At 65.6% G+C, this 23,747-nt stretch carries 28 protein-coding genes; 9 read left to right on the top strand and 19 right to left on the bottom strand.

Translation table 11 applies throughout. The features are described from left to right. Positions 1 to 81: 81 nt before the first annotated feature. The 3 genes from B5X69_RS13060 to fghA are packed head-to-tail and all read left to right on the top strand — an operon-like array spanning position 82 to position 1,816. Positions 82 to 462, top strand: coding sequence for a VOC family protein (locus B5X69_RS13060; RefSeq protein ID WP_079639149.1), 381 nt, complete (start codon positions 82 to 84; stop codon positions 460 to 462). Positions 463 to 488: 26 nt separating this feature from the next. Continuing rightward, complete coding sequence (locus B5X69_RS13055) at positions 489 to 971, top strand: prolyl-tRNA synthetase associated domain-containing protein (RefSeq protein WP_342745794.1); 483 nt, start codon at positions 489 to 491, stop codon at positions 969 to 971. Further along, entirely contained in the window at positions 968 to 1,816 is an 849-nt protein-coding gene (fghA, locus tag B5X69_RS13050) for an S-formylglutathione hydrolase (protein ID WP_079639147.1), read from the top strand. Before B5X69_RS13055 ends, fghA begins: the two co-directional genes overlap by 4 nt. 25 nt (positions 1,817 to 1,841) lie before the next feature. On the opposite strand, the gene B5X69_RS13045 is transcribed toward fghA, so the two are convergent. From B5X69_RS13045 to B5X69_RS13025, 5 genes are all read right to left on the bottom strand, one after another. Then, positions 1,842 to 2,828, bottom strand: coding sequence for a quinone oxidoreductase family protein (locus B5X69_RS13045; protein ID WP_079639146.1), 987 nt, complete (start codon positions 2,826 to 2,828; stop codon positions 1,842 to 1,844). A 97-nt stretch (positions 2,829 to 2,925) separates the two neighbouring features. Further along, positions 2,926 to 4,701 (bottom strand): DEAD/DEAH box helicase, encoded by a 1,776-nt coding sequence (locus B5X69_RS13040; RefSeq protein ID WP_079639145.1) that lies wholly within the window; start codon positions 4,699 to 4,701, stop codon positions 2,926 to 2,928. Between the two features lie 146 nt (positions 4,702 to 4,847). Then, complete coding sequence (locus tag B5X69_RS13035) at positions 4,848 to 6,026, bottom strand: BaiN/RdsA family NAD(P)/FAD-dependent oxidoreductase (protein WP_079639144.1); 1,179 nt, start codon at positions 6,024 to 6,026, stop codon at positions 4,848 to 4,850. 6 nt (positions 6,027 to 6,032) lie between these two features. Continuing rightward, a complete protein-coding gene (locus tag B5X69_RS13030; protein ID WP_079639143.1) occupies positions 6,033 to 6,212 on the bottom strand; it encodes a hypothetical protein in 180 nt (59 codons plus the stop codon). After that, positions 6,209 to 6,685 (bottom strand): GreA/GreB family elongation factor, encoded by a 477-nt coding sequence (locus tag B5X69_RS13025; RefSeq protein ID WP_079639142.1) that lies wholly within the window; start codon positions 6,683 to 6,685, stop codon positions 6,209 to 6,211. Before B5X69_RS13025 ends, B5X69_RS13030 begins: the two co-directional genes overlap by 4 nt. 142 nt (positions 6,686 to 6,827) lie before the next feature. Between B5X69_RS13025 and B5X69_RS13020 the strand changes: the two genes are divergently transcribed. The 4 genes from B5X69_RS13020 to B5X69_RS13005 all read left to right on the top strand — a co-directional run bounded on the left by B5X69_RS13020 (position 6,828) and on the right by B5X69_RS13005 (position 9,557). Then, positions 6,828 to 7,349, top strand: coding sequence for a sigma-70 family RNA polymerase sigma factor (locus B5X69_RS13020; RefSeq protein ID WP_079639141.1), 522 nt, complete (start codon positions 6,828 to 6,830; stop codon positions 7,347 to 7,349). A gap of 1 nt (position 7,350) precedes the next feature. Next, the gene (locus B5X69_RS13015) at positions 7,351 to 7,989 is read left to right on the top strand and encodes a DUF1109 domain-containing protein (protein WP_079639140.1); all 639 of its coding nucleotides are present in this window, start codon (positions 7,351 to 7,353) and stop codon (positions 7,987 to 7,989) included. A 64-nt stretch (positions 7,990 to 8,053) separates the two neighbouring features. Continuing rightward, positions 8,054 to 8,806, top strand: a complete 753-nt coding sequence (locus B5X69_RS13010) for a head GIN domain-containing protein (RefSeq protein ID WP_079639139.1) — start codon at positions 8,054 to 8,056, stop codon at positions 8,804 to 8,806. A 40-nt stretch (positions 8,807 to 8,846) separates the two neighbouring features. After that, positions 8,847 to 9,557 (top strand): head GIN domain-containing protein, encoded by a 711-nt coding sequence (locus tag B5X69_RS13005; protein ID WP_079639138.1) that lies wholly within the window; start codon positions 8,847 to 8,849, stop codon positions 9,555 to 9,557. 150 nt (positions 9,558 to 9,707) lie between these two features. On the opposite strand, the gene B5X69_RS13000 is transcribed toward B5X69_RS13005, so the two are convergent. The 11 genes from B5X69_RS13000 to B5X69_RS12950 all read right to left on the bottom strand — a co-directional run bounded on the left by B5X69_RS13000 (position 9,708) and on the right by B5X69_RS12950 (position 20,078). Next, the gene (locus tag B5X69_RS13000; protein ID WP_079639137.1) at positions 9,708 to 10,637 is read right to left on the bottom strand and encodes a glycine zipper 2TM domain-containing protein; all 930 of its coding nucleotides are present in this window, start codon (positions 10,635 to 10,637) and stop codon (positions 9,708 to 9,710) included. Positions 10,638 to 10,744: 107 nt separating this feature from the next. Then, on the bottom strand, positions 10,745 to 11,248 hold the full coding sequence (locus tag B5X69_RS12995; RefSeq protein WP_079639136.1) for a GAF domain-containing protein: 504 nt from the start codon (positions 11,246 to 11,248) through the stop codon (positions 10,745 to 10,747). A gap of 57 nt (positions 11,249 to 11,305) precedes the next feature. Further along, positions 11,306 to 12,439 carry an exonuclease/endonuclease/phosphatase family protein gene (locus B5X69_RS12990; protein ID WP_139375783.1) on the bottom strand — a complete coding sequence of 378 codons (1,134 nt, stop codon included), beginning with the start codon at positions 12,437 to 12,439 and terminating at the stop codon, positions 11,306 to 11,308. Further along, positions 12,415 to 14,571: a prolyl oligopeptidase family serine peptidase gene (locus B5X69_RS12985; RefSeq protein WP_079639134.1), complete on the bottom strand. Its 2,157-nt coding sequence runs from the start codon at positions 14,569 to 14,571 to the stop codon at positions 12,415 to 12,417. Before B5X69_RS12985 ends, B5X69_RS12990 begins: the two co-directional genes overlap by 25 nt. A 205-nt stretch (positions 14,572 to 14,776) precedes the next feature. Further along, positions 14,777 to 15,196 (bottom strand): 50S ribosomal protein L17, encoded by a 420-nt coding sequence (gene rplQ, locus B5X69_RS12980; protein WP_079639133.1) that lies wholly within the window; start codon positions 15,194 to 15,196, stop codon positions 14,777 to 14,779. A gap of 121 nt (positions 15,197 to 15,317) precedes the next feature. Beyond that, positions 15,318 to 16,376 (bottom strand): DNA-directed RNA polymerase subunit alpha, encoded by a 1,059-nt coding sequence (locus tag B5X69_RS12975; RefSeq protein ID WP_053554921.1) that lies wholly within the window; start codon positions 16,374 to 16,376, stop codon positions 15,318 to 15,320. 103 nt (positions 16,377 to 16,479) lie between these two features. Further along, positions 16,480 to 16,869, bottom strand: a complete 390-nt coding sequence (gene rpsK, locus B5X69_RS12970; RefSeq protein WP_003040416.1) for a 30S ribosomal protein S11 — start codon at positions 16,867 to 16,869, stop codon at positions 16,480 to 16,482. A gap of 77 nt (positions 16,870 to 16,946) precedes the next feature. After that, on the bottom strand, positions 16,947 to 17,315 hold the full coding sequence (gene rpsM, locus B5X69_RS12965; protein ID WP_079639132.1) for a 30S ribosomal protein S13: 369 nt from the start codon (positions 17,313 to 17,315) through the stop codon (positions 16,947 to 16,949). A gap of 250 nt (positions 17,316 to 17,565) precedes the next feature. Continuing rightward, the gene (locus B5X69_RS12960; protein ID WP_079639131.1) at positions 17,566 to 18,351 is read right to left on the bottom strand and encodes an inositol monophosphatase family protein; all 786 of its coding nucleotides are present in this window, start codon (positions 18,349 to 18,351) and stop codon (positions 17,566 to 17,568) included. 12 nt (positions 18,352 to 18,363) lie between these two features. Beyond that, the gene (locus B5X69_RS12955; RefSeq protein WP_079639130.1) at positions 18,364 to 19,707 is read right to left on the bottom strand and encodes a TldD/PmbA family protein; all 1,344 of its coding nucleotides are present in this window, start codon (positions 19,705 to 19,707) and stop codon (positions 18,364 to 18,366) included. Positions 19,708 to 19,757: 50 nt separating this feature from the next. Continuing rightward, the gene (locus B5X69_RS12950; RefSeq protein ID WP_245798731.1) at positions 19,758 to 20,078 is read right to left on the bottom strand and encodes a hypothetical protein; all 321 of its coding nucleotides are present in this window, start codon (positions 20,076 to 20,078) and stop codon (positions 19,758 to 19,760) included. A gap of 487 nt (positions 20,079 to 20,565) precedes the next feature. Here B5X69_RS12950 and B5X69_RS22260 point away from each other — a divergent pair, with 487 nt between their 5' ends. Beyond that, positions 20,566 to 20,697, top strand: coding sequence for a hypothetical protein (locus B5X69_RS22260; RefSeq protein WP_281250934.1), 132 nt, complete (start codon positions 20,566 to 20,568; stop codon positions 20,695 to 20,697). Between the two features lie 70 nt (positions 20,698 to 20,767). Further along, positions 20,768 to 22,030 (top strand): SulP family inorganic anion transporter, encoded by a 1,263-nt coding sequence (locus B5X69_RS12945; protein ID WP_079639128.1) that lies wholly within the window; start codon positions 20,768 to 20,770, stop codon positions 22,028 to 22,030. Between the two features lie 3 nt (positions 22,031 to 22,033). Here B5X69_RS12945 and B5X69_RS12940 read toward each other — a convergent pair whose 3' ends face one another. The 3 genes from B5X69_RS12940 to B5X69_RS12930 form a co-directional block, all read right to left on the bottom strand. Further along, positions 22,034 to 22,648, bottom strand: a complete 615-nt coding sequence (locus B5X69_RS12940) for a hypothetical protein (RefSeq protein WP_079639190.1) — start codon at positions 22,646 to 22,648, stop codon at positions 22,034 to 22,036. Positions 22,649 to 22,730: 82 nt separating this feature from the next. After that, complete coding sequence (locus tag B5X69_RS12935; RefSeq protein ID WP_079639127.1) at positions 22,731 to 23,264, bottom strand: demethoxyubiquinone hydroxylase family protein; 534 nt, start codon at positions 23,262 to 23,264, stop codon at positions 22,731 to 22,733. Beyond that, on the bottom strand, positions 23,261 to 23,743 hold the full coding sequence (locus B5X69_RS12930) for a disulfide bond formation protein B (protein ID WP_079639126.1): 483 nt from the start codon (positions 23,741 to 23,743) through the stop codon (positions 23,261 to 23,263). The genes B5X69_RS12935 and B5X69_RS12930 overlap by 4 nt, the downstream gene beginning before the upstream one ends. Positions 23,744 to 23,747: the final 4 nt, after the last annotated feature.

Raw genomic sequence — 23,747 nt, 5'->3', positions numbered from 1 at the left:
GCCAGGCGCAAAGGCGGCTGGTCCTGGCCGGCGGGGCAGGGTAGGTGGCTAATCGCAACCAAAGCAGGAGGAGCGGACACCATGTACAGCCATAATATGGTCGGATCGAACGATCTCGACGCGTCGAAAAAATTCTACGACGCAACCTTTCAGGCCATCGGCGGCAAGCCCGGCATCATCGACGACAAGGGCCGCATTATCTACATCCACAACGGCGGACTGTTTCTGGTGACCGCGCCAATCGATGGCCAGCCAGCGACCGCGGGCAACGGTTGCACCATCGGTTTTGCGATGGCGAATCCCGAACAGGCCGATGCCTGGCACCGCGCGGGGGTCGAGGCAGGCGGTACCGCGATCGAAGACCCGCCGGGGGTGCGTGAGGGCAGCGGCATGAAGATGTATCTCGCCTATCTTCGCGATCCCTCGGGCAACAAGCTCTGCGCGCTCCACCGAATGGGCTGAGGACCATGCGCGGCGAAGCAGGCCTGATGGCGGATCTCGATACGCTTGCCATTCCCTTCGCCGCGCATGAGCATGTCGCCGTGTTCACGGTCGCCGAAAGCGAGGCGGTGAATGCTGCGATTCCGGGAGCTCACACCAAGAATCTGTTTCTGAAGGACGCGGGCGGCGCCTTCTGGCTTGTCACTGTAGCTGCCGAGGCGCGCGTCGATCTGAAAGCGCTTCCCGCCGCGATCGGCTGCAAGCGCGTGAGCTTCGCCAAGGCCGAGGACATGCAGCGCCTGCTCGGGATCACACCGGGCTCGGTGACCCCGCTCGCTGCGATCAACGCTCCGCCGGGCAGCATCAGGGTGGTGCTCGACGCAGGCGTTGCGGCCCGGGACCGCGTCAATGTTCACCCGCTGCGCAACACCGGAACATTGGGACTGTCGGGAGGGGCGATACTGGACCTGCTGCGTCATTGGGGCCATGATCCCCTGATCGCTCCCATCCCGACGCAGGATCCTTCATGACACTCGAAATCCTTTCCACCAACCGCAGCCACGGCGGCACGCAGGGCGTCTACCGGCACCGAAGCGATACGACGGGCACTGCCATGACCTTCGCGATGTTTGTCCCCGACCATGAAGCGGGAGCAAAGCTTCCCGTCCTCTGGTATCTCTCGGGCCTCACCTGCACCCATGCCAATGTAATGGAAAAGGGCGAGTATCGCGCCGCCTGCGCCGAACATGGCGTGATCTTCGTCGCGCCCGATACCAGCCCGCGCGGCGAAGGAGTCCCCGACGATCCTGATGGCGCGTGGGACTTCGGCCTCGGCGCCGGCTTCTACGTCGATGCGACCGAAGAGCCGTGGGCGCGGCATTACCGGATGCGCTCCTACGTCGAGGATGAGCTGCCCTCGCTGATATTGCGCGAATGTCCCGCCGCGGATCTCGCGCGGCAGGGAATTACAGGCCATTCGATGGGCGGACATGGCGCGCTGACTGTCGCGCTGCGCACGCCAGACCGTTTCCGTTCGGTCTCCGCCTTTGCGCCGATCGCCGCGCCGACGCAGTGCCCGTGGGGCGAAAAGGCGCTGTCAGCCTATCTCGGCGCGGATCGCGAGGCATGGAGCGCTTATGATGCCTGCGCGCTGATCGACGCGGGCGCGCGGCTCCCCGACCTGCTCGTCGATCAGGGTGAGGCCGATATTTTTCTTGGTGAACAGCTGAAGACCGAACTGCTGGCCGAGGCATGCGGGCGAGCGGGCCAGAAAGCGACCATCCGCATGCAGCCGGGCTATGATCACAGCTATTTTTTCATCTCGACCTTCATGGCCGAGCATATCGCCTGGCATGCCGAACGGTTGAAGGACTAGCGCCCGCTTTGCCGGCGAAAGGGGACTAGCCGATCTCCGGAAGCAGGAGCGTCGAGCCCGTCGTGTGCCCCGCTTCGAGATCAGCATGGGCCCGCGCCGCATTCTCAAGGCCATAGCGCTGCCCGATGGTCACCTTGATCTTGCCATCGTCGATCATCTCGAACACGCGCGCCGCGCCCGCGGCGCGCTCGCCGGGGTCGAGATAATAATCGAAGAGTGTCGGACGGGTGACGAACTGCGACCCGTGCCGCGCAAGGATGCCAAGATCGACCCCCCGCACGGGCCCGCCTGCATTGCCGTAGCTGACGATCAGGCCGCGCCGCGCGGTGGCTTTCAGCGAGACATCCCACGTCGCCATGCCGATGCCATCGAAGGCCACCGGAACGCCCTGCCCGTCGGTGATCTCGCGGACATGTGCTGCGACATCCTCGTCCTTGTAGCGGATGACATGATCGGCGCCTGCCTCGCGCGCTGCCTGCTCCTTGTCCTCGGTGCTGACCGTGCCGATCACGGTCGCGCCGATAGCCTTGAGCCACTGGACAAGAATGAGACCCACCCCGCCCGCCGCGGCGTGAACGAGCACGGGCCAGCCCGCCTCGACCCGCGCGCAGCGCTCGACAAGCGCCTCCACGGTGCAGGCTTTGAGTAGCGACGCTGCAGCGGTCTCCTCGTCGATGCTCGCCGGCAGCTTGAAGAGCGACGCGGCAGGAACAATCCGCGCGCTGGCATAGGCGCCGCGCTTCGGTCCGAAGGTTGCGACGCGATCGCCCGGCCGGAGGGCGTGAACGCCTTCACCGACCGCGACCACCTCGCCCGCCGCCTCAAGGCCGAGCCCGCCTGGCAGGTCAATGGGATAGGTGCCGTCGCGGTGATAGACGTCGATATAATTGAGCCCGATCGCGCTTTGCCGCACCAACGCCTGCCCAGGTCCTGGCGCGCCCAACGCCACCTTGCGCCACTTGATGACCTCGGGTCCGCCCTGCGCCTCGATAAAGGCCTCAATCGCCTGCATTCCATCCTCTCCTGCTCTCGCACCGATTTTGGGGCGAAGCGAGGAGCGGCGCAAGGGGCGTGCAACGCGCGCCCTCCTGTTTCGAGGAGGGGCGGGGTCAGCGCGGGGCGCGTCCCTTGCCCTTTCCAAAGGGCTTTGCCTTGAACCCTCCGGGCTTGCCGCCGCCCGCTAAGGGCTTGCCGCCCTTGCGCGGCGCCTTGTCGCGGCGCGGGGGGTAGGCAGCACCGCCGGGTGCCGGCGTGATCGCAACGCCGCTCTCGTCCTCGCCATCGGCATTGGCGCTGCGCTCGACGGCCTCGGCGAAACGGTCCGCGATCGCGAGCGGAATGTTGAACAGGGTTTCGCTGGGGCCAATGCGGATCGCGCCGATTTCATGCTTCGTCACATGGCCCCGGCGGCAAAGCAGCGGCAGAATCCAGCGCGGATCGGCATTCTGTCGCCGCCCGATGTTGAGTCGGAACCAGACGCTGTCGTCGAACCCTTCGCGGCGGGGTGAGCGCTCGCCGCGAGGGGGATGATCGCCCCCCTGCTCGAAGCCCTCGCGACGCTCGCGGCGCGGCGGCGGGCCGTTGTCGATGAGATCCTCGGGCGGCGGCATGGTCGCGCGGTGCGCGCGGACGAGCGAGGCGGCAATATCCTCGGGCGAACGTTCGGCGAGCAGCCGCTGCGCGAGTTCAAGATCATCGGGCTCATGCTCGACCGGTGCGAGCAGCTTTTCGATGAGTCGCTCCTGGTCCTTTTGGCGAACGTCGGCCGCGCTCGGCGCATTCCCCCACTCGGCCTCGATACGCGTACCGCGCAGCATGGCGTCGACGCGGCGACGGCGCGGATAGGGGACAATCAGCACCGCGGTGCCTTTCTTGCCCGCGCGCCCGGTGCGCCCCGAGCGGTGCTGGAGCGTTTCGGCATCGCGTGGGATTTCGACGTGAATGACGAGGCTGAGACTCGGCAAGTCGATTCCGCGCGCAGCGACGTCGGTCGCGACGCAAACGCGGGCCCGGCGGTCACGAAGCGCCTGCAGCGCATGGTTGCGCTCGTTCTGGCTGTGCTCGCCCGACAGGGCGACGGCTGCAAATCCGCGATTGACCAGCCGCGCGTGAAGCCGCCGGACATTGTCGCGGGTTGCGCAAAAGAGCATTGCTGTATCGGGCTCATGAAGACGCAGAAGGTTGATCACCGCGCCTTCGATATCGGCGGGAGCGACCGTAACCACCTGATAGGCGATGTCGCCATGCCCGCGGTCTTCGCCTACGGTCGAGATGCGCAGCGCGTCGCGCTGGTAGCGCTTGGCGAGCTGCGCGATCGGCTTCGGGATCGTTGCGGAAAAGAGCAACGTGCGCCGCGACTGGGGCGTGGCGTCGAGAATTTCTTCAAGATCCTCGCGAAACCCCATGTCGAGCATTTCGTCCGCCTCGTCGAGCACAGCGACCCGCAGGCTTTCAAGGTCGAGCGCACCGCGCTCGAGATGATCGCGCAGTCGTCCCGGCGTGCCGACGACGATGTGCACGCCCTGATTGAGATTGCGGCGCTCGCGGCTCGCATCCATGCCGCCGACGCAGGTCGCGATGCGCGCGCCGGCCTTCGCATAGAGCCAGCCGAGTTCGCGGCTGACCTGCAGGGCCAGTTCGCGCGTGGGTGCAATGATCAGCGCGAGGGGGGCGGCGGCGAAGGTAAGGCGGCCGCCCTCCAGGAGCTCGCCCGCCATTGCAAGACCGAAGGCGACGGTCTTGCCTGACCCGGTCTGGGCGGAAACAAGCAGGTCGCGGCCTTGCGCCGCGTCTTCGGTAACCTGCGACTGCACGGGGGTTAGCGCGTCATAACCGCGCGCGCCAAGCGCCTCCGCGAGGACGGGTGAAAGATGATTGAATGACATGATTCGATAGTTCCATACGGCGCTGCATTGCCGTCGATTAATCACCACCCTGAACTTGTTTCAGGGTCCATGGCCGAAGGTCGCAGCGTCAGGCCATGGATGCTGAAACAAGTCCAGCATGACGCGAAGATGGTGTCGGCCTTTTCCTAAAGGGCGAGGCCCGCCGCGTGTCCGCTGGCCCAGGCCCATTGAAAATTATAGCCGCCCAGCCACCCGGTGACGTCCACGGCCTCACCGACCGCATAGAGACCTGGAAGGCTTTTGGCCATCATTGTTTGCGACGAGAGGCCCGCGGTCGCGATGCCGCCTGCGGTGACCTCGGCCTTGGCGAAGCCTTCGGTGCCATTTGGGCGGAAGGTCCAGCGGCGAAGCCTTGCCTCGGCGTCCGCGAGCCTGCGGTCGGTCTGCGCCCCGAGCTCGCCTGGCAATGCAAGCCGCTCGGCGAGCGCCTGCGCGAGACGGTCGGGGAGGATGCTTGCCAGCGCCGCTGTGAGCGTCGCGCGCGGACGCTCGCGCTTCGCCGCGACCAGCCAGCCCGACGCGGCGCCGGGGGCGAAGTCGATCGTTACCGGTTCGCCGTGCCGCCAATAGCTGCTGATTTGCAGGATCGCGGGGCCGGAGAGCCCGCGGTGCGTGAACAGCGCCGCCTCGCGAAACGCTGCTTTGCCCGCGCGCGCCTCGACCGGGGTCGCTATCCCCGACAGGCTGCGAAAGAGCAGATCGTCGCCGCCAAGCGTCAGCGGGACGAGCGCGGGACGGGGTTCGACAATCTTGAGACCGAATCGGCGCGCAAGGTCGTAGGCGAAGCCGGTCGCACCCATCTTGGGGATCGATGGGCCGCCTGTTGCGATGACAAGACTGGGAGCGGCGAAATGCAAGTTGCCGAAAGCGCCGCGAAACATCGCGTCCCCATGGCTGATTTCTTCGACATTCTCGCCGCAGCGAATATCGACCCCGCCCTTCGTGCACTCGTCGAGCAACATGGTGACGATCTGCTTTGCCGAGCCGTCGCAGAACAGCTGCCCCAAGGCTTTTTCATGATAGGCAATGCCATAGGCATCGACGAGAGCAATGAAATCGGCGGGCGTGTAGCGCGCGAGCGCCGATTTTGCGAAATGCGGGTTCGCCGAGAGATAGGTCTCCGCGCGCGCGTGGATGTTGGTGAAATTGCAGCGCCCGCCGCCCGAGATCAGAATTTTCTTCCCCACGCGATCGGCATGATCGAGCAGCAGCACACGCCGCCCGCGCTGACCTGCAGTCGCGGCGCACATCAGCCCGGCCGCGCCGGCACCCAGCACGATGGCATCATAAGTGGCGATGGTCATGGGGGGTCAGTGCAGTTTTGCGATCGAAAGCCCGTCGGTCTTGGCGCGGATCTTCACCGATTCCTCGCTACGGGTCAGCGCCTTGGCGATAGCCTTGAGCGCCATGCCCTTCTTGGCAAGCGTGTGCAGCTTGTCGATCTCGGCGGCGGTCCAGGGCTGCTTGTGGCGCTCGAAGCGATCTTTCATGCCATCACCTCGGCGTCAGCGGCGGCAGAGAGGATCGTAATGGCGTCATCGCGCCCCTGGAACGCGACGGTATCGCCGGCCTCGGCCCCCATCAGCGCGCGGCCGAGCGGTGCGCTAAAGGCAATGCGGAGCGCCGCCGGGTCGGCCTCGTCATGTCCGACGATCGTGACGCAGCGCTTCGTCCCGCCTAGCTGATAGGTCACGCGGCTCCCGATGCCGACGACACCGTCTTCGGGTGCGGCCTGCACTTCGGCGGTCGCCTTGCGCGTGCTAAAATAGCGAAGCTGGCGCAGCAGCTTCCTGCGCGCCTCCTCGTCACCTGCCGCCGCTACCTCCGCCTCGATGCGCGCGACCTCTTCGGCGAGCAGGCGCGCGCCGCGCGGCGTGACGAGGTTCGCGCCGACCGGGATCGGCAGCTCATACTCGGGTTCCTTATGTTCGTCGTCGCTTTCGCGGCGGAACGCTACGCTCATCGTCTTCTCTCAAAAGGATTCTGGGGAATGGCTGCGTCTACACCTCGAAGGTGGCGACAAGAAGGCGCTGTAACCTTGCGCCCTGTCCCAGCGAAGCAGAAGCGATGCGCACGAGCCCTCGATCTGTCATAAGGACCAGCCGATGAGCCTCGACGAACCCTCGGTCGCGCGGCTTATGGCCGCATCGCAGCGCGGCGACCGCGCAGCCTATCGCGCGCTGCTCGGCGATTGCCATACCTGGCTCGGACGTTATTTCGCCCGCCGCTGCGCGACCTACCAGATTGACGATCTTGTGCAGGAAACGTTGGTGTCGCTGCACCGCAAGCGCGCGACCTGGGACAGCGGCCGGCCCTTTCTGCCATGGCTTGCAGCGATTGCGCGATATCGCTGGATCGACATGCTCCGACGCCAGCGGAACGAGATCGAGCTCGGCGAAGGCGACGTCGCGATCGGGGCACAGGACGAGGCCGTGCACGCACGGCTCAGCCTCGACCGGCTGCTCGCACTTCTACCTGCCGGGCAGGCGCAGGCGATTACGCTGGTGAAGATCGGGGGCGCCTCTATCGCGGAAGCGTCGCGGATCAGCGGCCAGAGCGAATCGCTGGTCAAGGTGAATATCCACCGTGGGCTCAAGCGGCTCGCGGGGCTTGTGGAAAGCGAATGACATGAAAGACGCTTCGATCGATGGCCTGATCGACGGACTGGCGGATGACCTTGAACCCGTGAGGCCGCGCCGCATCACGCGCGCATCACTATGGGTGGGCGCCGGCTGGCTTGCTGCGACTGCGTTGCTCCTATGGTTTTTTGGGATGCGCCATGATCTCGCCGCGATGCCGGTGCTATCCATGCTTTCTTTCTGGCTGATTGCCGCGGTCGCGATCGCCGCGATCTGGAGCGCGCTTCGCATGGGTCTGCCCGGCGTCGGGCGTGACTATGGCGGCTGGCGCTGGACGGCGCTCGCCGCTCTCGCATTACCGCTATCGGCGCTGTTCGTCGGGCTCGGCGGCGAGCGCAGCGCCATCGAAGCGGCACGGGCGGGTGTCTATCCCTGCTTTCCCATGGCGCTGGCCTGCGGTCTGGGCGTCGGCGCAGCGCTTTTTATCTGGTTGCGCGCGGGGGCGCCGACATCGCCAGCGCTCGCCGGCTGGGTGATCGGGCTCGGCTCGGGTGCATCGGGTGCAACAATTGTCGCGCTTCATTGCCCCTTGGACGATGTTATCCACATCGCGCTCTGGCACGGCGGCGCGGTCCTGCTGGCAGCGGTTGCCGGACGGCTGGCGTTGCCGCCGCTCCTGCGCTGGTGAGGATCGTTCTGGACAATCGCCGACCTCGTGTGTTACGTGGATAATACACACAAGGAGATTGGCGATGCGATACGGGACGAGGATGACGCTGCTTGCGCTGATGCTGGCGACCGCGGCGGGCTGCAGCGGGGCCGAAAGGACCGATACCGGTCAGAAGAGCGACACGCGTGCGGAAAGCGCCGGTCCGGCGGCCACAAAATCTTTCGCGCTCAGCGGCTTCACCGGCGTCGAGGCAGCGGGCCCCTATGGGGTGACGATCCGCCGTGGTGACAGCTTCGCGATCAGCGCCAAAGGGCCGCAGGCCGAGCTCGACCAGCTCGAGATCGCGGTCGAAGGCTCGATGCTGGCGATCCGCCGCAAGAAAAGCAGCTGGAGTTTCCGCGATCATGACGATGTCGACATCATGATCACCATGCCGCGGCTCAGCGTGGTCAAGCTGACCGGCTCGGGCACGGTCGAGGCTGACAGCGTCGAAGGCGATGCCGCCGAGGCCGCGGTCACCGGCTCGGGCGAGCTCAAGATCGCGAAGCTCAGCGGAACGCGCGTCAAGCTCGACATGTCGGGTTCGGGCGATCTTGAAGTGGCGGGCGGAAAGGTCGGTTCGGGTGAGATCAACCTCACCGGCTCGGGCGACGTCGACGCCGACGGATTGCTTGCCGACACGCTCGATGTCTCGGTAACCGGGTCGGGCGATGTCAAGGCGCAGGCGACCGGCCGCGCCGAGGTGCGCTTGCTCGGGTCGGGCGACGTCAAGATCGGCGGGGGCGCAAGATGCTCGACCCGCAAGACCGGATCGGGCACCGTCACCTGCGGCTGACCCTATGGCGTCGATCCGTGCGCGCGGCTAAGGCGGGATCATGATGCCGCCCTTCCGATGCGCCGCGCTCGCGGCCTCCGCTCTGCTGCTCCCGGTCTGCGCGATGGCGGCCGAGAAACGCTATGGGCTCACCAGCTTCGAGGCGATCGAGCTCAACGCCGACGTGGCGGTCGAAATTGTCACGCGCGCGCCCGTGAGTGCGGTGGCGACCGGACCGGAGGACGCGCTCGACCGCCTGACCGTCGAGGCACGCGACGGCAAGCTGGTGATCGGCGAGCGCCGCTTCGCGGGCGACGAGCGCAAGAGCAGAAGTCCGGCGCCGGTGATAATCCGTATCAACGCCGCCAATCTGCGCTCGGCGATGGTGGCAGGTGCGGGATCGCTGACGATCGGCACGCTGAAGGGTGCGCGCGTGATTGTCGGCCTGCGTGGGCCCGGCCAACTTGTCGTCAAGCGCCTCGATGCTGACCGGCTATCCGTGGCGATGGTCGGCAACGGCACGATGACGCTGGCCGGTTCGGCGCGGCAGGCCAATATGACATTTTCGGGCGGCGGGGCGGTCGATGCAGGCGAACTCGCGGTTGGCGAGCTTATCAGCGACAGCGAGGGTGCGGGCGATCACCGGCTTCGCGCGATCCGGACCGCGGCGATCACCGCTCGCGGCGTTGGCCGGACCGTGGTGCTCGGCCGGCCCGTTTGTACGGTGCGCAATGTCGGGAGCGGCAGCGTGGAGTGCGGCGCAGGCAAATAGATTTGGGGGAGACGCTATGCGCCTTGGGCTCGGCGCCGAAGCGCAGCGAAGCCAGCCCGAAGCTGCACACGCCGCCGGCTTGCTTCCCCCGACAACGGAAAGCCCGCCCTTCGATCGGAGGGGCGTCCCTGTTGCTTGGGGCCGGGCTCTTCAGCAGACGCAGCGCGGCTTCGGTTTCGGTTTCCACTTCTTCTTGGCGACATGGCGTTTGCGCACCGGCACTGTCTCATAATAGGTCCGGGTCGAGGTTTCGACGCGCTCGGTGACTACGGGCGCACCATGAGTGATGATCGTCGTCACGACAACACCGGGCGTGTACCAGCCATAGCCGTAGCCATATCCATAGCCGTGGTGATAGACGCTGGTACCGCCCGGATAATAGCCGCCGGGATAGTAGCGGTCATGATATTGGCCGCGGCTGGCCCACCAGCTCTCGCAATCTTTGCGGTCGGCCTCGCTGCCGATCGCGGCGCCCGCGATCGCGCCCACGGCGCCGCCGATCGCGGTCCCGGCCGTACGGTTCCCCCGGCCCGCGATGCGGTTCCCCGCGACGCCGCCGATCAGACCGCCTGCGATTGCACCGCCGACCGCGTTACCATGTCCGCAGCGGCGCGCCATTTCGGCGTCGTGATCCGGATCATAGCCGCCACGATATTTGTCCTCATAGACCGGTGGAGGCAGATACCCCACGCCAGGGCGGCCCTCGACACTGCCCTCATAATGTCCTTCGTAGCGACGTCCGTCGGGGGTTTCGTAAATCCCGTCCCACCTTCCGGTCCAGCGCCCCTCAGCCTCATAGGTGCCGCTGTAGACCGCGTCGGGCGGCGGAGCGGGGAAGGCGGGACCGTGGCGATATTCGACCTCGCTCGGAATGCGGTCGGGATAGCCGGTGTAAACCCGCGTGTCGGACGCAGTGGGCGTACCATAATCGAGCTTCGGGTGCGCATCATTCCCGAACGCTGTGCCCTCGATCAAATTTACCGTGCCGTGCGATAAGGGCATCGATGCCTCTGCGCGCGATGCAGGTGCCGGCAGCAGCAACGATCCCGCTGCAATTCCCAAGAGCAAGACTGTGCGCATGGCTAACTCCCTGTTTCAGCGGCTCGCGGTTCAGGGGAGCGGCTGGTTAACAGATGGTTTAGCAAAAAGCAGGGAGACCAGCGAATCCGTTAACCCTCAACAGCGTCTCATTCTGGGTCAGTTTGGCCCGTGAGGGAGAGAGCGATGCGTGCGACCAAGGCCTCGGCGCCCGCCTGGTCGTCAGGGGTGAAGCGCGAGGGCAGCGGGCTGTCGAGGTCGAGTACGCCGATCAGCCGGTCCTGAGTAACGATCGGAACGACGAGTTCGCTGCGGCTCGCAGCATCGCAGGCGATATGGCCGGGGAAGGCGAGGACGTCGTCGACACGCTGGCTCGCGCGCAGCCGCGCTGCAGCGCCGCACACACCCTTGTCGAGCGCGATGCGGATGCATGCGGCCTTGCCCTGGAAGGGGCCGAGGACGAGCTCGCTCCCGTCAAAGCGGTAGAAGCCCGCCCAGTTGAGGTCGGGTATCGCCTCCCAGATCAGCGCCGCCACATTCGCCATATTGGCAATTGCGTCGGCTTCGCCCGCGACGAGCGCCTCGGCGGCGTCCGCGATTTCGGCCCAGCGCTCGACGGGCCGGGTGGCAGTGAAGGCGAGGGCAAAGGACATGGACGTCTCTTTCAGCTGGGGGGGGCGATGCCTAGATGGGGGCAGGAAAGGCCGGCGTCAAATCCCCTTGGGCTCGCTGCAGGGCGGCGGAGCGAAGTGGGCGAGCGACGGGGTGTCGCCGCGCCAGCGCAGTTCGACCACCGCATAGGTCGCATTGTGGTCCGAGAGGCGAGGGCCCCGGGTGCCATCGAAGAGGCTCGTCACCGCCAGCGGCGCGATTTCGACCTTTGCGCCGCTTGCGACACCGATCAGATCCTGGAGCGCCGCCCAAGCGCTCTCGTCGCTCATCGCAGCGGGCCGGGCGGCCATTCCGTCCCCTGATTGCGGGGCGATCAGCCGGAAGCCGATATCGCTTGCAAAGCGGCCGGTGCGATCGCCGGCGCGCCGCATGTTGAAATCGCCCGCCGCGATGATCGGACCCGCCATGGTTTGAGCAAGCAGCCGGTCATTCTCCATTGTCTGGATGCGATGCGCAGCTTCGGCGCGCGCGATCGCAACGCCCGAAGGCTCGCGCGAATTGCGGTGGGTGTTGAAGAGCCGGATCGGCTCGGGGACGCCGGGGATGATCAGGGTCGCCACCATTCCGCCCTTATTGGCGAGGCAGTCGTATCCTGCGCAGGCGCCGGAGCTGAAGGGCGCGGTGTGGAGGACAAGGAGCGGCAGGTCGGTCGCGATATAGAGCCCGCTGTCGAGCCACTTGCCGACACCCTCGCCCTTGAACCACCGCGCTCCAGCATCATAGCCAGCAGGGCGCGGCGCTGCCGCCGCCGGGCTGCGCTTCAGATCGCGCGACGGGCCCGGCAATATCCAATCGTAGCCGCCCGCCGCCGTGATCGCGGAGGCGGCGGGGGTAAAAGCCTTGTGCAAAAACACGATGTCGGGCGCCTGCCCCGCGGCGCGGCGGCGCTCGAGCCAGCCCGCGATGCGGTTCAATTGGCCTTTGCGTTCGAGCCGCGCGGGAAAGGGCAATCCTTCGACATTGTAGAGCAGAATGCTGAGCCGCATCGCCCGCTGCCCATCGCTGCGCTCGATAACCGGCGGCAGACGCGCAGGGTCATAGCATGGAGCGTGCCGCTCGATCCGCGCCGCGTCCCCGTTCGGAAGCATCGCCCACAGCAGGAAGGCCGCGAGCGCGAAGATCGCCGCGGCGCGCGCCAGCGCCGGTCCTATTCGACGTTCAGTCCGGTCCATTTCGCGGCGAAGGCGTATTTATCCGCCGCCTCGGCGATGATCTTGTCGGTCGGCTTGCCCGACCCGTGACCAGCGCGCGTCTCGATGCGTATGAGGTGCGGCTTGTCGCCTGCCTTGGCGTGCTGGAGCGCTGCGGTATATTTGAAGCTGTGCCCCGGCACCACACGATCGTCGGTGTCGGCGGTTGTCACCAGGACCGCGGGATATTCGACGTCGTCCTTGATGTTGTGATAGGGCGAATAGGACAAAATGTTATGGAAATCCGCCTCTTTCGAGGGATAGCCATAATCGTCGACCCAATAGCGCCCGGCGGTAAAGCGGTCGAAGCGCAGCATGTCCATCACGCCGACCGCGGGCAGCGCGGCCGCGAAGAGATCAGGGCGCTGGTTGGTCACCGCGCCGACGAGCAGTCCGCCGTTCGATCCGCCCTCGATCGCGAGCTGGCCTTTGCCAGTGATCCCTTCACGGATCAGATATTCACCCGCGGCAATGAAATCGTCGAAGACGTTCTGCTTCTTGTCGAGGCGGCCGGCATCGTGCCACGCCTTGCCATATTCGCCTCCGCCGCGCAGGTTCGCAATGGCAAGGACGCCGCCCTTGTCGACCCAGGCGAGCTTGGTCGGCGAGAAGGCGGGGATCATCGAGACGTTGAAGCCGCCGTAGCCGTAAAGCAGCGTCGGTGAACCTTTGCTGCGGTCGATTCCCTTCTTCATGACCAGGAACATTGGCACCTCGGTGCCGTCCTTCGAATGATAGAAACGCTGCTCGACCGAGAATTGCTTGGGGTCGAAAGTCAGCTTGGGTTCGGCGAAGATACTGCTCGCTCCGGTCGCCGTATCGAGGCGGTAGATGGTCGTTGGCCGTGCGTAGCTCGAAAAGGAGTAGAAGGTCTCGGGATCCCCCGGCTTGCCGCCGAAGCCCGCGGCGGCGCCGATGTCTGCGAGATTGATATTGGCGACGGGCTGGCCCGCCAGCGTCACCATTCGGGCCTCCGACTTCGCATCGCCGAGATAGGAGAGAATGATGCGGTTTCCGACCTGCGAGGCCCCGACGAGCGTCGCCTCACTCTCGGCGACCAACGGCGTCAGCGCCTTCGGCCTGCGGATATCCATTGCGACGATCCGCTGGCGCGGCGCATCCTTGTTGGTGAGGAAGATGAAGAGCGGCCCCTCGTTGCCGACATATTCCCAGTTATTCGCAAAATCCCCGACGAGCACACGGGGCTTCGCGCCCTTCTTGCCGAGCTGATAAAGCGTCACACCATAGCGTTCGTCGGTTCCCTCCGAGGACGTCACGATGAGATATTGCCCATCATCGGTCACCTGGGCGCTATGGTTGAGTGCGGGCTTGTCCGGTGAGGCGTGGATCAGCACGTCCTCGGACTGCGGCGTGCCGAGCCTGTGAAAATAGATGGCGTGATTTTCGTTGAGCGACTGGAAAGCATCGCGCGCGTCGGGCGCTGGAAATCGCGAATAGTAAAAGCCGCTGCCGTCCTTCGCCCAGTCGAGCGCGGAATATTTTACCCATTGCACCTCGTCGGGCAGGTCCTTGCCGGTCGCAACGTCCATCACACGAACGATGCGCCAATCGGTCCCGCCGTCCTGCACCGAATAGAGCAGATAGGCGCCATCCTTCGACGGCGTCCATTCCGCGAGCGCGGTCGCGCCGTCTTTGGCCCACCCGTTGGGATCGATCAGTACCTTCGCTTCTCCCGTCAGTCCCTCGCGGACATAGAGCACCGACTGCGGCTGCAGCCCGTCATTGCGGGTGTAGAAATAGCGGTTGCCCGCTTTTTCCGGGAGGCCGAACCGCTCATAATTATAAAGCTCGCTCATCCGCGTCGCAAAGATGTCGCGTCCCGGCAATGTGTCCAGATAGGCGTCGGTCACCGCGTTCTGGGCGGCCACCCACTCTGCGACCTTGGGATTGACCCGGACATCATCCTCGAGCCAGCGATAGGGATCGGCGACATCAACCCCGAACTGGGTTTCGACGGTGTCGCCGCGCACCGTGTCGGGATAGGTGAGCGAGGGCATGGGAGCCGCCGCCGCCCTTTCGGCAGCCTGCGCATTGGCGGGGGCCGACATCAGCAGGGCCAGCGCCAGCGGGGCGCGAAAGGAAGGTCGGGACATGGCAAGGCGATCCTCATCGTCGGGTAATAATAATGCGCGGCACTGTAAGGATGGAAAAGGAGCGAGCAAGGGGATTCGGGGCGCTGCGGGGCGTTCTCATCATAACCCGCGGAGCCCGGGGGAAGGCGCTCGCCTCGCGCCCCAACGAAAAAGGGCGGCCATCCTATCGGGGGGCCGCCCTTCATGTCCGTGACCGGAGCCCTTGTCAGGCCTCTTCGAATTCATCCTCGGCGTTCACCGGGCCCGAATCCTGGCCCTTGGCTTCCACGTCGCGGTCGACAAACTCGATGATCGCGATCGGAGCGGCGTCGGAAGCGCGGATACCGGCCTTGATGATGCGCGTGTAGCCGCCGTTGCGGTCCTTGTAGCGCTCGGCGAGCACGTCGAACAGCTTGGCGAGCTGGGTGTCGTCCATCAACCGGCTCTGTGCGAGGCGGCGATTGGCAAGACCGCCGCGCTTGGCGAGCGTCACGAGCTTTTCGACATAGGGACGCAGTTCCTTCGCCTTGGCGACGGTCGTCGTGATCTGCTCATGCTTGATGAGCGCAGCCGACATGTTGCGGAACAGGGCCGTGCGGTGCGCGCTGGTGCGCTGCAGCTTCCGGCCACCCGATTTATGACGCATGATATTTTCCTTCGTTTGTCAATGGGGCCGTGCGAGGTACCCCAAGCCAGGTCGATTTAAGGGGCCGACCCTTTTCCCGCCGCTATAGCAGCCCCGGCTTTCACCGGGGCGAATGCGATCTTTAGCCCAGCAGTTCCTGTTCCAGCTTCTTGGCCATCTCCTCGATGTTCTCGGGCGGCCAGCCGGGGATATCCATGCCGAGGCGCAGGCCCATCGACGAGAGCACTTCCTTGATTTCGTTCAAGGACTTGCGACCGAAGTTCGGAGTGCGCAGCATTTCGGCTTCGGTCTTCTGAACGAGGTCACCGATGTAGATGATGTTGTCGTTCTTGAGGCAGTTTGCACTGCGGACCGAGAGTTCGAGCTCGTCGACCTTCTTCAGAAGGAAGCGATTGAGCTGATTGACGTCCGATTCGTCGCTGGCTGCCGAGGGGGCTGCCATGCCGATCAGGCCGCTGTCGTTCATCGCTTCTTCGAAGTGGACGAAGACCTGCAACTGGTCCTGAAGGATGCGCGCGGCATAGGCGACGGCATCTTCCGGCGTGACCGTGCCGTCGGTTTCGACGGTCAGGTTGAGCTTGTCATAGTCAAGCTCCTGCCCGATGCGGGCATTGTCGACCTTGTAGGCGACCTGACGGACCGGCGAATAAAGCGAGTCGACCGGGATCAGACCGATCGGCGCATCGGCCGGGCGGTTGGCGGTAGCCGGAACATAGCCCTTGCCGGTATCGGCAACGAGTTCCATGTTCAGCGTCGCACCCTCGTCGAGGTGGCAGATGACATGGTTGGGGTTCATCACCTTGATGTCACCCGATACCATGATGTCACCCGCCTTCACCGTCGCGGGTCCGGTTGCCGAAAGCTGGAGCCGCTTCGGGCCTTCGCCTTCCATCTTGAGCGCGATCTGCTTCACATTGAGGACGATGTCGGTGACATCTTCCCGAACGCCGGCGAGGCTGGAGAATTCGTGCAGCACATTCTCGATCTTGATCGAGGTGATCGCAGCGCCCTGGAGCGACGAGAGCAGCACGCGGCGCAGCGCGTTGCCGAGCGTCAGGCCAAAGCCGCGCTCGAGCGGTTCGGCCACGAAGGTCGCCTTGCGCTTGCCGTCGCCGCCGGCCTTGATTTCCAGGTTGCTGGGCTTCTTCAATTCCTGCCAGTTCCGGATATTGACAGTCATGGACTTCCCTTTGCTTTGGCGGGACAGGCGGGGGTCGGCCACCGGTCCAGCGAGAGATTTGGTGCAGGCGGCGCCCCGGCGTGGGACGCCCCCTAAAAAGACGTCAGACGCGGCGGCGCTTGGCCGGGCGGACGCCATTGTGCGGGATGGGGGTCACGTCCCGGATCGAGGTGATGTGGAAACCGACCGCCTGCAGGGCACGAAGAGCAGACTCGCGGCCCGCGCCGGGGCCTTTGACCTCGACCTCAAGCGTGCGGACGCCATGTTCGGCGGCCTTCTTGCCCGCATCCTCGGCGCACACCTGCGCCGCGTAAGGGGTCGATTTGCGGCTGCCCTTGAAGCCCATCATGCCGGCGCTCGACCATGCAATTGCATTGCCTTGCGCGTCGGTGATGGTGATCATCGTGTTGTTGAAAGTCGCGTTGACGTGGGCCACACCCGACGAGATATTCTTGCGTTCGCGCCGGCGAAGGCGCTGCGGTTCACGAGCCATGATGCTGAATCCTACCTAATCCATGAAGCGGGCCGGGGCGCAGCCGAAGGGGCGGCCGCCGGCGCGGAAAAACCGGCTTACTTCTTCTTGCCGGCGATCGGCTTCGCCTTGCCCTTGCGGGTGCGCGCGTTGGTGTGCGTGCGCTGGCCGCGAACGGGAAGGCCCTTGCGATGACGCAGGCCGCGATAGCAGGCGAGGTCCATCAGGCGCTTGATGTTCATCGCCGTGTTGCGGCGAAGATCGCCTTCGACCGTAAGGTCGGCATCGATCGCTTCACGGATCTGCAGGACTTCGGCGTCCGACAGGTCCTGGATGCGGCGGCTGTGGTCGATCCCCAGCTTGTCGGCGATGTCGACGGCGGTCTTGCGACCAATGCCGTGGATGTAGGTGAGCGCGATGATCACGCGCTTGTTGGTCGGGAGATTGACACCCGCGATACGAGCCATTGCAAACTTTCTCCTGCTCCACAGGGCGCGCTGGCAAACGGCCCTATCTCAAAGCGTCTGATTTCCAACGCAAAAAACGGACCACGAATTCGCCTTCTGCGATTCGCCGTCCGGTCAGCCTGTCGGAATGGGGTGCAGCTAAGGAGAGTCGCGCCCGATGTCAAGCGATCGGACCGTATTTGTTGGACGATCGAAGGTGTTCAACACTTCGGCCGATGCGCGATACGCCCGCAAGGTCTGACGTGCAAAATCAGGACGTCAGCGCAACCGCGCGGTCGTGGAGGCGGGCGACGGCGGCATCATGGATGCCGGGCGCGCAGGCGATGACGCCAAAGGCCTGCGCCCGCGGCGTGTTGAAGACGAGCGGCGCGCCAAAGGCGTCGGTGACGGTCGCGCCGGCTTCGCTCGCGATCAGAGCCGCTGCTGCGACATCCCACTCGAACCCCCAGCGCAGCGTCGCAACCAGATCGGCGCGGTCGTCGGCAACGAGTGCCATGCGCAGCGCGATGCTGTTCGGCTTCGTTACCATGATGAGATCGCGGTCGATCTTTGGCAGGTTGTCGGCGGGCACACGTGCGCCGCCGAACTGTGTGCGGCGGCTGGCACACAGCGGCTCGCCGTTGAGTTGGGCGCCCTCGCCGCGCTGGGCGACCCACAATTCGTCGAGCGCGGGGGCGTAGAGCACACCAAGTTCCGGCGTGCCATCGACCACGAGGGCGACCGACACCGCCCAGCCGGGGCGGCCCCGGATGAAATCCCGTGTGCCGTCGATCGGGTCGACGCACCACATGGCGCGCCGTGATAGCCGCGCATCACTATCGGCGGTTTCCTCCGACAGCCATCCCGCCTCAGGGACCATTGCGCCAAGAACTGCCTTCAAACGTGCATCGACTGCGAGATCGACGTCGCTCACGGGATTGTCGTGCGACTTGTGCCAAACGTCGATCGCCTGGCCCTCTCCGCGCCAGCGCGCCATCGCCATGTCGCCGACCTCGCGCGTTGCGGCGATTACCGCTTCGAGATTGCGGCCCGGCACGCTTGCCCCCGTCTAGCTGCTCGCGACGGTCATGCCGTCAATGCGCAGCGTCGGGACGTTGGTGGCGTGGCGAAACTCCAGATCATTCGCCGGTTCAAGCGCTGCGAACATGTCGATCAGGTTACCCGCTATGGTGAATTCGGCGACGGGCCCGGCAATCGCACCGTCGCGGATAAGGAAGCCCGACGCGCCGCGGCTATAGTCACCCGTTACCGGATTGACCCCCTGACCGATCAGCTCGGTGATATAGACGCCCTCCGATATGTCCGCCATCAGCGCCTCGGGGGTGATCGTCCCGGGAGCCAGGTGCAGATTGCTTGCGCTCACCCCTGACGCGCCGCCACCTCGGGTCGCATGGCCGGTGGGGGCAAGACCGAGCTGCTTTGCCGAAGCCGTGTCGAGCAGCCAGCCGGTGATCCGGCCTTGCGCGACGATGTCGCGCGCCGCGGTCGGCAGGCCCTCGCCGTCGAAGGCGCGGCTGCGAAGCCCCCGCAGGCGGTGCGGATCGTCGCGAATGACGATGGCGCTGTCGAACAGCTGGCGATCCTCCTTACCGAGCAGAAAGCTTGTTCCGCGCGCGACGGCCGGGCCGGCGATAGCGCCGAGCAAATGGCCGACCAGGCTGCTTCCGACCCGAGGATCTATGACGACAGGCACCTTGCCGACTGGTGCCTTGCCAGGGTTCAGCCGTGCGACGGCGCGCCTTCCGGCGCGCGTGCCGATGTCCTCGGCGGTTTCTAGGTCGGACAGATGATGGGCACTGTGCCAGCCGTAATCCCGTTGCATCGCCGCGCCTTCGCCTGCGATCACGCTCGCCGAGAGGCTGTGCCCGCTCGCGCCATAGCCTCCCGCAAAGCCGTGACTCGTTACGAGCGCGAAGCGGGTGCGGCTATGGTTCGCGCTCCCGCCCTCGCTGTTCGTGACTCCGGTAACAGCGCGCGCTGCCTCCTCGACGGCGAGCGCTGCCACCCGCAGCGCCTCAGGGTCGGCTTCGCTGCCGTCATCCAGATCAAGGTCGGGGAGAGCCCCCTTGAACAGCAGCTCGCCGGGCGCGAGGCCCGCATAGGGGTCCTCGGGCGCCTCGCGCGCCATCGCGACGCAGCGTTCGACCAGCCCTGCGAGTTCGCTTGCATCCATGTCAGCGGTCGACACGCTCGCGCTTCGCTGGCCGACAAAGACGCGAAGGCTGATGTCCTGGCTTTCGGAGCGTTCGACATCCTCGAGCGCGCCGAGGCGCATCGATACGGAGGTCGCGGCGTGGCAGTAATAGAGCGCGTCGGCGGCATCGGCGCCCGCACGGGTCGCGGCGTCGCACAGCATTTGCGCACGGTCGAGGGCTTCGGCAACGGTCAGCATGGCCGCGCCCTAGACCGGGCGCGACGGGTCGTCAAAATTTTAGTCGAGATTCAGTTCGCGACGGCGGCAAGCGCCTGCGTCGCGGCGAGCGCGCCGCTGACCCAGAGGAAGGGGAGCGCGAGCGCTGCGAGCCACAGGCGGCGGACGTCGCGGCGAAAGCGCGCGTGGAGCCCCCAGCTCGCGAGCGCCTGGCGGCTGAGATGATACCAGCGCCGTTCGGTGATCCGCGCGACCGGAAGCGCCAGAGCGAGCAGCATGACGAGGGCGACGATGGTGAACGCCGATGGCGCGCCAGCAGCGATCGCACTCGACACCAGCCAGATCTGCAGCGCCGCAAAGGCAAGCAGAGCTGCCGCCACGTGGACGGTCATCCGCCGTCCCAGGCTACGCGCCGCAGGTACGCTGGGAGTCGAGCGCCCTATGAGGCGCGGTCCGAACGTCGATGCCATCTTTTATCAGCCTCCCCGGCTGGCGATTCCCAGATGGAACCAGGTTTTCAGCCGTTTTTCCCCGAGTCAAGGCAGGATGACGCCGATTCGTTAATTTTCCGCATCGGTTTGTCGAAGATTCGCAACAAAATGGCGTCGAAGCGCTCTCTATGGGCGAAAAGTCGAGCAATTTACTGGGCAAGACGGGGTCGGTGCGTGCCCCCGGGGCGCTGCCAAGAGACTGGTCGCGCAACAGGGCCGGCCGGCATCAAAATGACGGCCTCGCGCCGTCCAGCAGCGGCTGGTCCCGCTTCAGGGAACAGGGGAAGTCCCATGCGTCACCCCGCTCTCATGGCGGCTCTCGCTTTGCCGCTCACGACTGCTCTGGCACAGGAAGCGGCGCCCGCGGCACGAGCCCCGGCCTGCAGCGGTGCGCAAGAAAGGCGGCATTGCGCGGCATCTCGCCGGCACCAACGAAGGGCACGGCTTCGCAAAGAAGGACAACGCCGACGATCAATTCTGGACCTCGCTGCTCTTCGGGCAGCAATATCTCCTCAATTGATGGAGCCGTCTTGACCCGGGCACGGGCGGGGGCCTAGCGGATTTCCCTTCTTTGATCGAATGGGGACTCGATGCGCCGGCCCAAATTGTTCGACACGATGCGCGACTACAGCTGGCGGCTGTTTCGCGCCGACGCATTGGCCGGCATCAGCGTCGCTCTCGTCGCGTTGCCGCTGTGCATCGCCATTGCCATCGCATCGGGCAGCACGCCCTTCGTCGGGCTCGTCACCGCGATCATCGGCGGGTTTGTCATTTCATTGACGAGCGGCAGCCGGGTACAGATCGGCGGGCCGACCGGCGCCTTCATTGTCGTCGTTTATGGCGTCATCCAGGATCACGGGATGGACGGGCTGATCGTCGCGACGATCATGGCCGGACTGATCCTGATCCTTGCGGGCTATTTGCGCGCGGGGCGGCTGATTGCGCTGATCCCGGAGGCGGTGATCAACGGCTTCACCATCGGGATCGCTGCCATCATTGCCGCGAGCCAGCTGGCCGATGCGATGGGGTTATCGGCGGGTAAGGTTCCCGCCGACATGATCCCCAAGATTGAGGCGCTGTGGGCCGCGCGCGGCTCGTTCAGCGGCACTGCCTTCGCGATCACGGCGGCGACAATCGCGGCCATTCTCCTGCTTCGCCGCTGGCGTCCGCGCTGGCCGGTACTTGTGATTGCCGTGGGTGCCGCCTCGCTCGCGGTCTTGTCGCTCAATCTGCCGGTGGATACGGTGGGCTCGCGATTTGGGGCGCTGCCGAGCGGCCTGCCCGCCCCGCACTGGCCGCAGGTGACGATCGAGCGGCTCGTCGAGCTGCTACCCTCTGCGCTGACCATCGCCTTTCTCGCCGGGGTCGAATCGCTTCTCTCGGCGATCGTCGCTGACCGCATGTTTGGCGGCCAGCACCGGCCAAGCGCCGAATTGCTCGCGCAAGGCTACGCCAATGTCCTCACGCCGCTGTTCGGCGGGCTGCCTGTGACGGGCGCGATCGCGCGCACGGCGACCAACGTCCGCGCGGGCGGGCGGACGCCGGTGGCTGGGATGGTGCACGCGCTTGTAATCCTGTTTGTGCTCCTCGTCGCCGGCGGGCTCGCCGGTGCGCTGGCATTGCCTGCGCTCGCCGCGGTGCTGCTCGTGACGGCCGCCAATATGGCCGAACCCGAAAAATGGCGCGAGCATTGGTCGCTGCCTTGGGACGAGCGGCTGCTCTTACTGCTCACCCTTATCCTCACTGTCTTTGCCGACCTGACGATCGCGATCGGCGTAGGGGTGGCGCTTGGGCTCGTCCTTCGCTGGCGGAAAGGGGGGCGCACCGCCCTCTGGACGCCGCGCGAGCGCTAGCGATCAGCCTTGCGGCAGTGCCGGCAGCGCTTCGGCGTCCGGTTCAGCTTCGTCCGTTGCAGCGGCGCTCGCTTCGCCACTGGCCTGCCGCTCAAGCTCTTCGGCTGCCCTCTGGCGCTCGGCGAGCGCTCGCTCCTCGGCAACCACCGCGGCTTCGACCTCTTCGGCTGCCGCGTCGATTCCCGCGAGCCTTTTTGCGCGTTCGTCGGCGATCATCGCCTGCCAGTCGGTCTTGTCGGCTGCCTGTGCCTCGGCCTTTGCGCCGGAGACCAGCTGCTGGGTACAGCCGGTGAAGCCACCAAGCCCGACCGGTGAGCAGCTATCGGTGCCGAAGCGGCCGACGCGCTCCATAGCGACGACGCGGTTCAGCCATGCCTGGTTGCGCGGATCGAGCGGATCGCCGCCACGGAAAATCTGCGGCACGCGGTAGCGATCCGCTTCGGGCAAGCGGTTGCAGACCACGATCTCGTCAGGGCTGCTCGGCTCGCACTTGTCGTTGCCATAGACGATGACCTGATTGACCTTTTCGTTCGGCGCATCCGCGGCCTCCTGCGCCTGGGCGGGAAGGGCGGAGACGCTGCCGGCAAGGAGCAGCGCGAAAAGGGGCAAGCGGGTCATCATCTTTTCCTTCGTCACTATCGCGGTGCCTGTCACCGCGCCCCTGCATCCACGCTGAACGGGCCAGGTTGAAGAGAGTCTATCAGATACGCTTCGACAGGGCGATGGCTGCGCGGCAGCCCGCCCGGATAGCGAGGCTGAGGAGCGGATAGGCAGGGGCGCTTTCGGCGCCGGCCGCGACCGCCGCCTTCTTGTGCTCGAGTTCTTCCGCGCGGAACTCGGCGACCGCATCGGACAATTCGGGGTCGCTGTCGCCAAGTTCGAAAAGCTGCATTTGGTAGTGGCGGTCGATTTCGGTCTCGACCGCGGCAGTGCATGCCATCGCGGCGCGCGGCCCCATCGCGGCGGTCACCGCGCCGAGCGCGAAGCCTGCGACGTCCCAGACTGGCTGCAAGGCGGTAGGTCGCACGCCCCGGCGCGTGATCATCGCGTCGAAAAATTTGCGGTGACGCTCTTCCTGTTCGGCCATATGCGCGATCTCGCGCGCCATGGGATGGCGGTCGCCCATCACCGCGAGCTGGCCGGCATAGATGCGCGTTGCGCCATATTCGCCCGCCTGGTCGACGCGGATCATCGACGCCGTGCGCCGATCGGCCGGTGGTGAAACGCTCGTCATGCCGCAGATGTGGTCCGGCGGCGGAGCAAGGTCAAGACGAGCGCGGCGGCAGCGAACGAAAAGATCGCATTGAAGCCGGCGAGTGAAATGCCAAGCAGCGTCCATTGCGGTACGTCGCAGCGGATGATGGGGGCCGCCATGATCGTGTCGAGGGTGATCGGGCCGCTCTGACCCGTGCTGCACGTCGTCAGCCCCTCCCAGAAGCCATATTCGACCCCGGCGTGAAAGATGCCGATGGCGCCGCTCACCGCAGTCGCAAGCGCGGCGAGGAGAGTCAGCGTTCGCATCGCTCCTTCATTGCGGCGCAGAAGCAGGGCCAGCGCCGCGAGCACCATCGCCGCCTGGTGCGGCCAGCGCTGCCAATAGCACATTTCGCAAGGGTGGAGGCCGAAGCCATATTGCGACACCAAGGCCCCCCCATAGAGGATGAGGGGAGCCAGTAGCGCCAGCAGCGGCGCAGCGTAACGGCTGTTCAGCATAGGA

Source organism: Sphingopyxis flava (genome assembly GCF_900168005.1).
GTDB classification, from domain to species: Bacteria; Pseudomonadota; Alphaproteobacteria; order Sphingomonadales; family Sphingomonadaceae; genus Sphingopyxis; species Sphingopyxis flava.
Note: the sequence above shows the minus strand (reverse complement) of the source record. Positions and strands in the feature narration are given on the sequence as shown.